This is a genomic window from Pseudomonas sp. HN11, from assembly GCF_021390155.1.
In the GTDB taxonomy this organism is placed as follows: domain Bacteria; phylum Pseudomonadota; class Gammaproteobacteria; order Pseudomonadales; family Pseudomonadaceae; genus Aquipseudomonas.
The window spans coordinates 6,163,375-6,176,826 of the sequence record NZ_CP089985.1; the positions used below are offsets into that span (position 1 = coordinate 6,163,375).

Annotated in this window: 10 protein-coding genes; 2 read left to right on the forward strand and 8 right to left on the reverse strand. The window is 60.7% G+C overall.

Annotated elements, in window-relative coordinates; translation table 11 throughout:
- Nucleotides 1-56 precede the first annotated feature (56 nt).
- Nucleotides 57-1,343 (forward strand): phosphate regulon sensor histidine kinase PhoR, encoded by a 1,287-nt coding sequence (gene phoR / locus LVW35_RS28400; protein ID WP_233896562.1) that lies wholly within the window; start codon nt 57-59, stop codon nt 1,341-1,343.
- A gap of 124 nt (nt 1,344-1,467) precedes the next feature.
- Nucleotides 1,468-2,808 carry a hemolysin family protein gene (locus LVW35_RS28405; protein ID WP_010207573.1) on the forward strand — a complete coding sequence of 447 codons (1,341 nt, stop codon included), beginning with the start codon at nt 1,468-1,470 and terminating at the stop codon, nt 2,806-2,808.
- 3 nt (nt 2,809-2,811) lie between these two features.
- On the opposite strand, the gene LVW35_RS28410 is transcribed toward LVW35_RS28405, so the two are convergent.
- From LVW35_RS28410 to LVW35_RS28445, 8 genes are all read right to left on the reverse strand, one after another.
- On the reverse strand, nt 2,812-3,474 hold the full coding sequence (locus LVW35_RS28410; protein ID WP_233892995.1) for a M23 family metallopeptidase: 663 nt from the start codon (nt 3,472-3,474) through the stop codon (nt 2,812-2,814).
- A gap of 91 nt (nt 3,475-3,565) precedes the next feature.
- Complete coding sequence (locus LVW35_RS28415; RefSeq protein ID WP_028618509.1) at nt 3,566-4,477, reverse strand: response regulator; 912 nt, start codon at nt 4,475-4,477, stop codon at nt 3,566-3,568.
- A 168-nt stretch (nt 4,478-4,645) separates the two neighbouring features.
- Nucleotides 4,646-5,407, reverse strand: a complete 762-nt coding sequence (gene phoU / locus LVW35_RS28420) for a phosphate signaling complex protein PhoU (protein ID WP_233892996.1) — start codon at nt 5,405-5,407, stop codon at nt 4,646-4,648.
- A gap of 114 nt (nt 5,408-5,521) precedes the next feature.
- A complete protein-coding gene (gene pstB / locus LVW35_RS28425) occupies nt 5,522-6,355 on the reverse strand; it encodes a phosphate ABC transporter ATP-binding protein PstB (protein WP_010207582.1) in 834 nt (277 codons plus the stop codon).
- 94 nt (nt 6,356-6,449) lie between these two features.
- A complete protein-coding gene (pstA, locus tag LVW35_RS28430) occupies nt 6,450-8,120 on the reverse strand; it encodes a phosphate ABC transporter permease PstA (protein WP_233892997.1) in 1,671 nt (556 codons plus the stop codon).
- 15 nt (nt 8,121-8,135) lie between these two features.
- Nucleotides 8,136-10,169, reverse strand: a complete 2,034-nt coding sequence (locus tag LVW35_RS28435) for an ABC transporter permease subunit (RefSeq protein ID WP_233896563.1) — start codon at nt 10,167-10,169, stop codon at nt 8,136-8,138.
- Nucleotides 10,170-10,553: 384 nt separating this feature from the next.
- On the reverse strand, nt 10,554-11,540 hold the full coding sequence (locus LVW35_RS28440) for a phosphate ABC transporter substrate-binding protein PstS (protein ID WP_092241611.1): 987 nt from the start codon (nt 11,538-11,540) through the stop codon (nt 10,554-10,556).
- Nucleotides 11,541-11,718: 178 nt separating this feature from the next.
- A complete protein-coding gene (locus LVW35_RS28445; protein WP_233892998.1) occupies nt 11,719-13,008 on the reverse strand; it encodes an MFS transporter in 1,290 nt (429 codons plus the stop codon).
- Nucleotides 13,009-13,452 lie beyond the last annotated feature (444 nt).

Below are 13,452 nucleotides of genomic sequence, written 5' to 3' on the forward strand. Positions count from 1 at the left end.
CACTGTCCGAAGGACCGATCGTGAACCAAAACTGGCATGGCACCCTGATCCGCCACATGCTTTTGCTGATCACCGGCTGCCTATTGGTGGGCCTGGTCAGCGGTTACTACGGCTGGAGCCTGGCAGTTGGCATTGCCTTGTACCTGGGCTGGACCCTCAAGCAACTGCTGCGCCTGCATGAATGGCTGCGTCAGCACAAACCCGATGAAGCACCGCCCGATGGCTACGGCCTGTGGGGTGAAGTGTTCGATAGCATCTACCACTTGCAACGCCGCGACCAACGGGTACGCGGGCGCCTGCAAGCCGTGATCGACCGGGTGCAGGAGTCCACCGCCGCGCTCAAGGACGCGGTGATCATGCTCGACAGCGACGGCAACCTTGAATGGTGGAACCGCGCCGCCGAGACCCTGCTGGGCCTCAAGACGCCCCAGGACAGCGGCCAGCCGGTGACCAACCTGGTGCGCCATCCGCGCTTCAAGGAATACTTCGAACAGGAGAACTACGAAGAAGCCCTGGAAATCCCCTCGCCCACCAATGACCGCGTGCGCATCCAGCTGTACCTGACGCGCTATGGCAACAACGAACACCTGATGCTGGTGCGTGACGTCACCCGCATCCACCAGTTGGAACAGATGCGCAAAGACTTCGTCGCCAACGTCTCCCACGAGTTGCGCACACCTCTGACGGTGATCTGCGGCTATCTGGAGACGCTGCTGGACAACGTCGACGAGATCAACCCGCGCTGGAGCCGTGCCCTGCAGCAAATGCAGCAGCAAGGCTCACGCATGCAGACACTGCTCAACGACCTGCTGTTGCTGGCCAAGCTGGAGGCGACCGATTATCCGTCCGATAACCAGCCGGTGGCGGTGCAGAGCCTGTTGCAGACCATCAAGAACGACGCTCAGGCCCTCTCCGGCCAACGCGGGCAGCAGATCACCCTGGAAGCCGACCCTGCCATCCTGCTCAAAGGCAGCGAAGGCGAGTTGCGCAGCGCGTTTTCCAACCTGGTGTTCAACGCGGTGAAGTACACCCAGGACAAAGGCAATATCCGCATCCGCTGGTGGGCCGACGACCAGGGTGCACACCTGAGCGTGCAGGACTCCGGCATCGGCATTGACGCCAAGCACCTGCCGCGCCTGACCGAGCGTTTCTACCGCGTCGACTCCAGCCGCAACTCCAACACCGGCGGCACCGGGCTGGGCCTGGCGATCGTCAAGCACGTGCTGCTGCGTCACCGCGCACGCCTGGAGATCAGCAGCGTATTGGGCCATGGCAGTACGTTTACCTGCCATTTTCCGCCGGCACAGATGACGCGTTCGCGGGCAATTGATCAGGACACCTGACGCCCCGCCCGGCAGTGGGCACTAGGCAAGCGCCCCGTCAGCCGCTACATTGGCCGACTTGTGCCTGCGCTTCAGGCCCACCTGCCACCCCTTATCGAACACACGGAACCTGCAAAACCCCATCATGGACCCTTCCCCTGGTATCACCCTCGCTACACTCTTCGCCGACTTCGGCATGATTCTTTTTGCACTGATCCTGGTACTGCTCAACGGTTTCTTCGTTGCGGCGGAATTTGCCATGGTCAAACTGCGCGCCACCCGGGTCGAGGCCATCGCCCACAAGAACGGCTGGCGCGGGCAAATTCTGCGCACCGTGCACAGCCAGCTCGACGCCTACCTGTCGGCCTGCCAGCTGGGTATCACCCTCGCCTCCCTGGGCCTGGGCTGGGTTGGTGAGCCGGCCTTCGCGCACATCCTCGAGCCGCTGCTGGGCGCCGTGGGCGTCGAGTCGCCGGAAGTGATCAAGGGCGTGTCGTTCTTTGCCGCGTTCTTCGTGATTTCCTACCTGCACATTGTGGTCGGCGAACTGGCACCCAAGTCCTGGGCAATTCGCAAGCCCGAGCTGCTGTCGCTGTGGACCGCTGTGCCGCTGTACCTGTTCTACTGGGCCATGTACCCGGCGATCTACCTGCTCAACGCCAGCGCCAACGCGATCCTGCGCATCGCCGGCCAAGGCGAGCCTGGTCCGCACCATGAACACCATTACAGCCGCGAAGAACTCAAGCTGATCCTGCACTCCAGCCGTGGCCAGGACCCGAGCGACCAAGGCATGCGCGTGCTCGCCTCCGCCGTGGAAATGGGCGAACTGGAAGTGGTGGACTGGGCCAATTCCCGGGAAGACCTGGTCACCCTGGACTTCAACGCCCCACTCAAGGAAATCCTCGCGCTGTTCCGCCGTCACAAATTCAGCCGCTATCCGGTATATGACGCGGTGCGCAACGAATTCGTGGGCCTGCTGCACATCAAGGACTTGCTATTGGAACTGGCGGCCCTGGATCACATCCCTGAGTCGTTCAACCTGGCCGAGCTGACCCGCCCGCTGGAGCGTGTGTCGCGGCACATGCCGCTGTCGCAACTGCTGGAGCAGTTCCGCAAAGGCGGCGCGCACTTTGCCCTGGTGGAAGAAGCCGACGGCAAGATCATCGGCTACCTCACCATGGAAGACGTGTTGGAAGTATTGGTAGGCGACATCCAGGACGAACACCGCAAGGCCGAGCGCGGCATCCTGGCCTATCAGCCGGGCAAGCTGCTGGTGCGTGGCGACACGCCGCTGTTCAAAGTGGAGCGCCTGCTGGGTGTGGACCTGGACCACATCGAAGCCGAAACCCTGGCCGGCCTGATCTACGACACGCTCAAGCGCGTGCCGGAAGAGGAAGAGGTGCTGGAGGTGGAAGGCTTGCGCATCATCATCAAGAAGATGAAAGGGCCGAAGATCGTATTGGCCAAGGTCCTGCTGCTGGATTGACCCTCAGTTGCCCAACGCAAAGTTGGGCAACGCACCCACCGGCTGGTTGAACTCATACGGGATCGACACCAGCCCCGCGTCAGTGGCGCGCTGCACCACAAAATGCAGATGCGGCCCGCTGCTGTTGCCGGTATTGCCCGACAACGCCAACGGGCTTCCTACCGCCACACGTTGCCCGACCCGGACGCTCACCGAACCTTGCTTAAGATGCAGGTACACGCCCTCGGTGCCGTCATCGTGGCGCACCCTCACGAAATTCCCCGACGCATCACTGCCGCGCCCGGTCTGCTCGTTCTCGGTTTTCACCACCACCCCGCTACGCGCCGCGATGATTGGCGTGCCTTCGGGCATGGCGATATCCATGGCGTAGCGGCTCTTACTATCGGTATGGCTGAAGGTGCCGTTGGGGCCTTGGGTCAGGCGAAATGGGCCGCCGCGCCAGGGCAAGGGATAGCGGTAGGCCTGAGGCGGGTAGCGGGCTGGAGGCCTGTCGAGTATCGGCCGTTCAAGCTTGCGCTCCCGGATCACAAATACCTGGGCGCCCGGCGTATACCGGTCGCTGATAAACACCACGCCATAGGCATCGACAGATTTGTAGAGGGTCATGGCCTGGGTCGACACGGCGACCGTGGCCAGCCCACAGCACAGCAAAAGGCGCATGAGCATGGCGCGAACCTGCCGGGATGACTGAACGGCAGGCTAGCAAGGGATCGTTACAGTCTGTAGTGAGCGACCCGACAAGCCCGCTCACTACAGATCAAGCACCCGGCACAAAATGCTTCTGCGCCGTACCCCGTGCGATCAGGCGGGAGATGTAATCGAGCTTCTGCGCATCCTGGTCGATAAACCGGAAAGTCAGCTGCAGCCAATCGCTGTCGGGCTTCGGCTCGAAGGCGACGATAGCGTGCAGATAGCCATTGAGACGGGCGACTTCGGCGTTGTCGCCTTGCTCCAGGTCGAGCACGGCGCTTTCCAGTACCTGGGGCAGGACTTCGCTGCGACGTACTACCAGCAGCGCTTCCTTGATGCTCAGCGCCTTGATCACGCATTGCTGGGTGCCACTGGACAGGCGCAACTGGCCTTGGCCACGACCACCAGCAGGGGATGCAGCCGCTGGCGCCTGAACCGGCGGGCTGTTGAGCAGGCCTCGGCTCGGTGCAGGGGCAGCCGCCGCCACAGGTGCCGACTTGAGCGCTTCGGGCTTGCCGCCGGTCAGTGCGCTGAGGGAATCGTTGCCGAACGCCGAGTTCATTTTGGTCGGTGCGCTGGCGACCAGTGCGTCGAGGCGACCGATCTTGTGCAAGGCCTGCTTGACCTTGTTCAGCAACTGCTCGTTGGTGAACGGCTTGCTGACATAGCCGGAAACCCCGGCCTGGATGGCTTGGACCACATTTTCCTTGTCGCCGCGGCTGGTCACCATCACGAACGGCATGGCCTTGAGATGAGGCTGCTCACGACACCAGGTCAGCAGTTCAAGGCCGGACATCTCCGGCATTTCCCAGTCGCACAGCACCAGGTCGAAGCTCTCGCGCATCAGGATGGCCTGGGCCTTTTTGCCGTTTACCGCGTCTTCAAGCTTGATCCCGGGGAAGTAGTTGCGCAGGCACTTCTTCACCAGGTCGCGGATAAACGAGGCGTCATCCACCACTAATACACTGACTTTACTCATCGACCCTTCATCCTATTAACACTTCGGCACGCAAGACGCCTGACTGATGGCATTTTGCCAAAACTCGGTAGTCACGTTGGGAATTTATCTCACTCAACGTGTAAAAAATTCAGTGGCCACAAACAAAAACGCCCGACCAAAGGCCGGGCGTTAATTTCTCGGGCAACCTTACTTATCGTCAGATTCGCCCGGAACATTAGGGATAAGATCGGCCGAACCTTCAACTTCAGCCTTCATGCGCTTGAGGCCCATGTGCCGCACATCGGTGCCACGCACCAGATAAATCACCAGTTCCGAGATATTGCGCGCATGGTCGCCGATGCGCTCCAGGGAGCGCAGCACCCAGATAATGCTCAAGACCCGCGAGATAGAGCGGGGGTCTTCCATCATATAGGTCGCGAGCTCACGCAGCGCGGTCTTGTATTCGCGGTCGATGACCTTATCGTACTGGGCCACCGAGAGTGCCAACTCTGCATCGAAGCGAGCAAAGGCGTCGAGGGCATCGCGCACCATGTTGCGCACCTGGTCGCCGATGTGGCGCACTTCCACGTAACCGCGCGGCGCTTCACCTTCTTCGCACAGTTGGATGGCGCGACGGGCGATCTTGGTGGCTTCGTCGCCGATGCGCTCCAAGTCGATCACCGACTTGGAGATGCTGATGATCAAACGCAGGTCGGACGCCGCCGGCTGGCGACGAGCGAGAATGCGCAGGCATTCTTCGTCGATATTGCGTTCCATCTGGTTGATCTGGTCATCGATCTCACGCACTTGCTGGGCCAGGCCCGAGTCGGCCTCGATCAGCGCGGTGACCGCGTCGTTGACTTGCTTCTCCACCAGCCCGCCCATCGCCAGGAGGTGGCTGCGCACTTCCTCGAGCTCGGCGTTGAACTGCGCGGAGATGTGGTGGGTTAATCCTTCCTTCGAAATCATGGTTTTGCTCCGCAAAAGCTGTAAGCCGCAAGCTACAAGCTGCAAGCTGATGTGTGTCGTTAATCAAACTGCCTTTACTTGCCGCTTGAAACTTGCGGCTTGCAGCTGCCCCAACTAGCCATAACGACCGGTGATGTAGTCTTCGGTCTGCTTCTTCGCCGGATTGGTGAACAGGGTGTCGGTATCGCCGAATTCCACCAGTTTGCCCATGTACATGAACGCGGTGTAGTCGGAAACCCGCGCCGCCTGCTGCATGTTGTGGGTCACGATGACGATGGTGAACTTGGACTTGAGTTCGTAGATCAGCTCTTCGACTTTCAGCGTCGAGATCGGGTCGAGTGCCGAGCAAGGCTCGTCGAGCAGCAACACTTCCGGCTCAACGGCGATGGTGCGCGCAATCACCAGGCGCTGCTGCTGACCGCCGGACAAACCGAGTGCCGACTCGTGCAGGCGGTCTTTGACTTCGTCCCACAGCGCTGCGCCTTTCAAGGCCCATTCAACCGCTTCGTCGAGGATGCGCTTCTTGTTGATGCCCTGTATGCGCAAGCCGTAGACCACGTTTTCGTAGATAGTCTTGGGGAACGGGTTGGGCTTCTGGAACACCATGCCCACCCGACGACGCAGCTCGGCCACGTCTTCGCCCTTGCGGTAGATGTTGGTGCCGTAGAGGTTGATGGCACCGTCTACACGGCAGCCGTCCACCAGGTCGTTCATACGGTTGAAGGTGCGCAGCAGCGTGGACTTGCCGCAACCCGACGGGCCGATAAAGGCGGTCACGCGCTGCTTGGGGATGTTCATGCTGACGTCGAACAGCGCCTGTTTTTCACCGTAGTACAGGCTCAGGCCCGGGACTTCGATGGCCACGGTTTCCTGGGCCAGGCTCAGGCTCTGCTTGTCGCGACCCAGGGCAGACATGTTGATGCCGTGGGTGTGGGTGTCTTGTTGCATGGTCTCACTCCGTTCGTAGCTGCCAGCCTCTAGCTGCAAGCTGCAAGATTTGAGCAAAAGCGGCTTTTAAGCTTGCCGCTTGTGGCTAATAGCTTTAGCTGTCCAGCGCTTTGTATTTTTCGCGCAGGTGGTTACGGATCCACACCGCCGACAAGTTGAGCGTGGCGATCACCAGCACCAGCAGCAACGCGGTGGCGTACACCAGCGGCCGTGCGGCTTCGACGTTGGGGCTCTGGAAGCCGACGTCATAAATATGGAAGCCCAAGTGCATGATCTTCTGGTCCAGGTGCAGGTACGGGTAGTTGCCATCCAACGGCAGCGACGGTGCCAGTTTCACCACACCGACCAGCATCAGCGGCGCCACTTCGCCAGCGGCGCGAGCCACGGCGAGGATCATGCCGGTCATCATCGCCGGGCTGGCCATCGGCAGCACAATCTTCCACAGCGTCTCCGCCTTGGTCGCGCCCAGTGCCAGGGAGCCTTCACGTACGGTGCGAGGAATCCGCGCCAGGCCTTCTTCAGTGGCCACGATCACCACCGGCACCGCCAGCAGTGCCAGGGTCAACGAGGCCCACAAAAGGCCCGGCGTACCGAAGGTCGGAGCCGGCAGGGCTTCAGCGAAGAACAGGCGGTCAACCGAGCCACCCAGTACATACACGAAGAAGCCCAGGCCGAACACGCCGTAGACGATGGCCGGGACACCGGCCAGGTTGTTCACGGCGATACGAATGACGCGGGTCAGGGTGTTCTGCTTGGCGTATTCGCGCAGGTACACCGCCGCCAGCACGCCGAACGGAGTGACGATCATCGCCATGATCAGGGTCATCATCACGGTGCCGAAGATGGCCGGGAAGATCCCGCCTTCCGTGTTGGCTTCCCGTGGGTCATCGCTGAGGAATTCCCAGACTTTGCTGAAGTAGAACCCGATCTTGGTAATAGTCCCCATGGCGTTCGGCTGATAGGCGTGCACCACTTTGCCAATGCCGATTTCGATTTCCTTGCCGTTGCCGTCACGGGCGGTCAGCGCGTCGCGGTTGAACTGGGCGTGCAGGTCGGCCAGGCGTGCTTCGATATCCTGGTAGCGGGCATTCAGCTCGGCGCGGCCTGAGTCCATGTCGGCCTGGGCGGCGGCGTCGAGCTTGCCTTCCAGTTCCAGCTTACGACCGTGCAGGCGGATGCGTTCGAGACCGGCGTTGATCGCGCCTATATCGGATTTCTCCAGGGTCTTGAGTTGGGCGGCCAGCTTGTTGACGCGCTCGACACGGGCCTGCAGCTCCGGCCATGCGGCCTCGCCTTCGGCGATGACTTTACCGTCCTGTTTGACATTGACCAGGGTGCCGTAGAAATTGCCCCATTCACGGCGCTCGATGGTCATCAGGTTCGCAGGCGTGGTCTGGTCTTTGAGCCACTCGCCGACGATCCAGGTGAAATCGTTGCCGTTCAGATCACGGTTGCCGACCTTGATCAGCTCGCGGGTCATGAACTCCGGGCCTTGGTCCGGCACCGGCAGGCCCGCGCTTTTCAGGCGCTCGCGGGGGACTTCTTCTTTCTGCACCACTTCGCCGATAACAATATGGTTTGCCTGTCCCGGCACATTGTAGTTGGCCTGGATCAGGTCGGCGGGCCAGAAGTGGCCGAGACCACGCACGGCAATCACCGCCAGCAAACCAATGGTCATGATGACCGCGATGGACACCGCGCCACCGCTGATCCAGACGCCGGGGGCGCCGCTCTTGAACCATCCATTCAGGGAGTTCTGTTTCACAGACTTCTACCTTTCTTAAAGCGACGAGTATTTCTTGCGCAGACGCTGACGGATCAGCTCGGCGAGGGTGTTCATGATGAAGGTGAACAACAGCAGCACCAGCGCCGAGAGGAACAGCACGCGATAGTGACTGCCACCGACTTCCGACTCGGGCATTTCCACCGCGACGTTGGCTGCCAGCGTGCGCAGACCTTCGAACAGGTTCATCTCCATCACCGGGGTGTTACCGGTGGCCATCAACACGATCATGGTCTCACCGACGGCACGGCCCATGCCGATCATCAACGCCGAGAAAATGCCCGGGCTGGCGGTCAGGATTACCACGCGTGTCATGGTCTGCCACGGCGTGGCACCCAGGGCCAGCGAGCCCAGGGTAAGGCCGCGTGGCACGCTGAACACGGCGTCTTCGGCGATGGAGTAGATGTTCGGGATCACCGCGAACCCCATGGCCAGGCCGACGACCAAGGCATTGCGCTGGTCGTAGGTGATGCCCAGGTCATGGGAGATCCACATGCGCATGTCGCCGCCGAAGAACCAGGTTTCCAGGTACGGGCTCATGTACAGCGAGAGCCAGCCCACAAACAGGATCACCGGGATCAGGATCGCGCTTTCCCAACCATCGGGAACGCGCAGGCGGATGGATTCAGGCAGGCGGCTGAAGATGAAGCCGGCCACCAGTATGCCAATCGGCAACAGCATCAACAGGCTGAAGATGCCCGGTAGATGCCCTTCCACATACGGCGCCAGGAACAGGCCCGCGAAGAAGCCAAGGATCACCGTCGGCATCGCTTCCATCAGCTCGATCACCGGCTTGACCTTGCGGCGCAGGCTCGGGGCCATGAAGTAAGCGGTGTAGATCGCCGCGGCAACCGCCAGTGGCGCCGCCAGCAGCATGGCGTAGAACGCGGCCTTCAGGGTGCCGAAGGTCAGCGGGGCCAGGCTCATCTTGGGTTCGAAGTCGGTGTTGGCGGCGGTCGATTGCCAGACGTACTTAGGCTCGTCGTAGTTTTCGTACCAGACCTTGCTCCACAACGCGCTCCACGAGACTTCCGGGTGCGGGTTGTCCAGCGCCAACGGTTGCAGCTTGCCGCCGGCTTCCACAATTACACGGTTGGCCCGTGGCGACATGCCGTACACGCCTTGGCCATCGACTACCGGGTCCACCAGCAATGTACGGTGGGCAGTGCTGTGGAACACGCCGAACTGGCCGGAAGCGTCGAGGGCGGTGAAGCCTTTGCGGCGCTCTTCGGCGGAAATTTCCACGATAGGCGTGGTACCCATCTGGAAGGTGCGGATCTGCTTGAAGCGCTGCTCGCCATCCGGGTCGCGGGCCATGAACCACTGGGCCAGGCCACCTTTGGAGTTACCGATGATCAGCGAGATGCCGCCCACCAGTTGCGTGCTGGCAGTAACTTCAGCGTTGCCGTCTTCGAGCAATTTGTAGCGACCGTTGAGGCTGTTGTCGCGCAGGCTGAACACGTCGGCCAGGGCGCGGCCATTGATCACGTACAACCATTGCTGGCGCGGGTCGATGAAGATCGCCTTCACCGGCTCGGTCATCTGCGGCAGCTCGATGCGCTTCTGCTCGCTGGTGACCTCGCCGGTCATCATGTTTTCTTCGCGATTCAGCGACAGCACGTTCAAGTGCGAACCAGCGGAACCTGCAACCACCAAAGTGGAGTCAGTGGCGTTGAGAGCGACGTGCTCCAGTGGGCGACCGGCGTCATCCAGCACGATCGGCGTTTCGCCGTAGGGGTATTCGATCGCAGGCGTAATGGTTTTCTTGCCGTCCGGGTAGGACACCTTATAGGTATGACGGAACACCATGGACTGGCCATTGGACAGACCGAGGATCACCAACGGGCTACCGGGTTGGTCTTCACCGATAGAGGCAACACTGGTGCCGGCAGGCAGTGGCAGGTCGACGTGCTTGAGTTCGGCGCCGGTTTCCACATTAAAGAACAACGCCTGGCCCTTGTCGGAGACCCGCATGGCGACTTGGTTCTGTTCTTCGAGGGAGATCATCAGCGGCTTGCCGGCGTCCTGGATCCAGGCCGGGGTCAGGGCGTCTTCCTTGGTCAATGAGGCGCCCTGGAACAACGGCGCGACGACGTAAGCCAGGAAGAAGAAAATCAGAGTGATGGCGCCGAGGACAGCGAGGCCGCCGACCAGCACGTACCAACGGGTCAGGCGATCCTTGAGCGCGCGAATGCGGCGCTTGCGTTGCAGCTCAGGCGTATTGAAATCAATGCGCTTGGGGGGAGAAGTCGTCGTCATGGTGGAATTGGCCAGATCATTCATGCGCACACCCTAGCGATCCTGTATGACAGAAAGATGACAGTGCAGTGACGCAACAAATCCGCCGCGAAGCATGGCTGGCAGCGGACTAGAAAATTCGGATGCGAGGCCGGTACTCCGGCCCCGCAGAGGCAATCAGTTGCCTTCTTTCAGACCCAGGTCAGCCAGGGCCTTGGCGGCAACTTTGGCTGGCAGTGGGATGTAGCCGTCTTTCACCACAACTTCCTGGCCCTGTTTGGACAGAACCAGCTTCACGAACTCGGCTTCCAGCGGGGCCAGAGGTTTGTTCGGGGCTTTGTTGACGTACACGTAGAGGAAACGCGACAGCGGGTATTTGCCGTTCAGGGCGTTTTCTTCGCTGTCTTCGACGAAGTCAGTGCTGCCTTTCTTGGCCAGGGCCACGGTCTTCACGCTGGCGGTCTTGTAGCCGATACCCGAGTAACCGATGCCGTTCAGCGAAGAGCTGATCGACTGCACGACCGAAGCCGAGCCCGGTTGTTCGTTCACGTTTGGCTTGTAGTCGCCTTTGCACAGGGCTTCTTCCTTGAAGTAGCCGTAGGTGCCGGATACCGAGTTACGACCGAACAGCTGAACCGGCTTGTTGGCCAGGTCGCCGGTCACACCCAGGTCACCCCAGGTTTTCACGTCGGCTTTGCCACCGCACAGGCGAGTCGAGGAGAAGATCGCGTCGACTTGCTCCATGGTCAGGTGCTGGATCGGGTTGTCCTTGTGCACGAACACAGCCAGGGCATCCACGGCAACCGGGATAGCGGTTGGCTTGTAGCCGTACTTCTGCTCGAAAGCCGCCAGTTCGGTGTCCTTCATCTTGCGGCTCATCGGGCCCAGGTTGGAGGTACCTTCAGTCAACGCAGGTGGCGCAGTGGCAGAGCCGGCAGCTTGAATCTGGATGTTGACGTTCGGGTATTCCTTTTTGTAACCCTCGGCCCACAGGGTCATCAGGTTAGCCAGGGTATCGGAACCGACGCTGGACAAGTTGCCCGACACACCAGTGGTCTTCACGTACGCCGGGATTGCCGGATCAACACCAGCGGCCACCGCGTTGGCGGTCGCAACGCCAGCAGCGACAAAAGTCATTGCCGCCATCAAACGTTTCAGTTTCATGCCTTGCTCCTAGCAGATAGGGATAGTTGGATCGGGGCCAAGTATCGGGAGGCCGTGTGAACACTCTATGTCTGAAATGTGACAGTTAGATGAAAGGCCACTATTGGCCAGGAGAAGGGCGCAGCGAGGCGTTGCCATCGCTCCCACGCAGAGCGCGGGAGCGGTCATCGTCAAAGAATCAGCGCGAACGCTTCCACAGATACCCACCCACCACCATCCCCATCACACACAGGGCGGCAACGTAGTAGGCCGGGCCCATCGGGCTTTCCTTCATCAGCAGCGATACCGCCAGCGGCGTCAGCCCGCCGAATACGGCATAGGCCACATTGTAGGAAAACGACAAGCCGCTGAAACGCACCACGGGCGGGAAGGCCTTGACCATCACATACGGCACCACGCCGATGGTGCCCACGAAAAGGCCGGTCAGGGCGTACAGCGGGAATAGCCAGTCAGGGTGGTTGAAGAGGCTGTGATACAGCGTCCAGGAGGTCGCCAGCAGCAGCGCGCACCCTGTGACCAGCACGCGGCCGGCGCCGAAACGATCAGCCAGGGCGCCCGAGGCAATGCAACCCAGGCTAAGGGTAACGATGGCCAGGCTGTTGGCCTGCAGCGCCACGGTCGGGCTGAAGTGGTAGATGGTTTGCAGCACGGTCGGGGTCATCAGGATGACCACCACCACGCCTGCCGATAGCAGCCAGGTCAGCAGCATCGACAACACGATAGCGCCACGGTGATCACGCAATACCGCGCGTAAAGGCAACTCAGCGGCCAGGGTCTTGCGCTGCTGCATCTCGGCGAAGATCGGTGTTTCATGCAGCCAGCGGCGCAGGTACACCGACAACAGACCGAACACGCCGCCGAGCAGGAACGGGATGCGCCAGGCGAAATCCGAGACCTGCTCGGGGCTATAGAGAGTGTTGATCGCAGTGGCCACCAGCGAACCCAGCAGAATGCCGGCAGTCAGGCCGCTGGTCAGGGTGCCGCAGGCGTAGCCGATATGGCGCGGCGGTACGTGTTCGGAGACGAACACCCAGGCGCCCGGTACTTCGCCGCCGATTGCCGCGCCCTGGATGATGCGCATGAGCAGCAACAGCACCGGCGCCCACAGGCCGATCTGCGCGTAGGTCGGCAGCAGACCCATGATCAGGGTCGGCACGGCCATCATGAAGATGCTCAGGGTGAACATTTTCTTGCGGCCCAGCAGGTCACCGAAGTGCGCCATGATGATGCCGCCCAGAGGGCGTGCCAGATAGCCGGCTGCGAAGATACCGAAGGTCTGCATCATGCGCAGCCATTCGGGCATGTCCACGGGGAAGAACAGTTTCCCGACCACGGTGGCGAAAAACACGAAAATGATGAAATCATAAAACTCTAGCGCCCCGCCCAAGGCAGACAGCGACAGGGTTTTGTAGTCGTTGCGGGTCAGCGGGCGCGAAGGTTGCGCACTGCTTGCGGGCACGGAGGACATGGCAAGGCTTCTCTTATAGTAATCAGGATGGCAAGCGGGATTTGCGGCAGGCTTGGCAAGATAGCAAATCGCTAGAAAAAGCACAGCGTTGAGCGAGTAACAGCTCAACGGCACAAAATATTCCCTTTCCCGCGCTTTAACGGCTTCGAGAAGCACAGTTGCCGGAAAAAGCCGCTATACAGCCATTAAATGCCGACCAAATGAGCGCGCAGAGGTCGTCGTGGCGACAGGGTCTCGATATACTCGGGCCTTGCAAGCGCAAGAACCCCAGTCTTGAGGGGCTGCTGTGCCAAAACGTCGTTGGTTGCCATCCAGCCGATTTGGCAGAGTTTCCCTTTAGCACGCCTTACGAGAAACGCATCATGCGGTGTATGTTGGTGCTGAAACGTTTTTTTCGAAGACGGCTATCCACTTGAAATACCCATGAAGCGTTACGGGTCAGAG

Bases quoted from the DNA above. Each gene is read 5' to 3' on its own strand.
- phoR (WP_233896562.1), top strand. From the start codon at position 57: ATGCTTTTGCTGATCACCGGCTGCCTATTGGTGGGCCTGGTCAGCGGT.
- LVW35_RS28405 (WP_010207573.1), top strand. From the start codon at position 1,468: ATGGACCCTTCCCCTGGTATCACCCTCGCTACACTCTTCGCCGACTTC.
- LVW35_RS28410 (WP_233892995.1), bottom strand. From the start codon at position 3,474: ATGCTCATGCGCCTTTTGCTGTGCTGTGGGCTGGCCACGGTCGCCGTG.
- LVW35_RS28415 (WP_028618509.1), bottom strand. From the start codon at position 4,477: ATGAGTAAAGTCAGTGTATTAGTGGTGGATGACGCCTCGTTTATCCGC.
- phoU (WP_233892996.1), bottom strand. From the start codon at position 5,407: ATGATTTCGAAGGAAGGATTAACCCACCACATCTCCGCGCAGTTCAAC.
- pstB (WP_010207582.1), bottom strand. From the start codon at position 6,355: ATGCAACAAGACACCCACACCCACGGCATCAACATGTCTGCCCTGGGT.
- LVW35_RS28440 (WP_092241611.1), bottom strand. From the start codon at position 11,540: ATGAAACTGAAACGTTTGATGGCGGCAATGACTTTTGTCGCTGCTGGC.
- LVW35_RS28445 (WP_233892998.1), bottom strand. From the start codon at position 13,008: ATGTCCTCCGTGCCCGCAAGCAGTGCGCAACCTTCGCGCCCGCTGACC.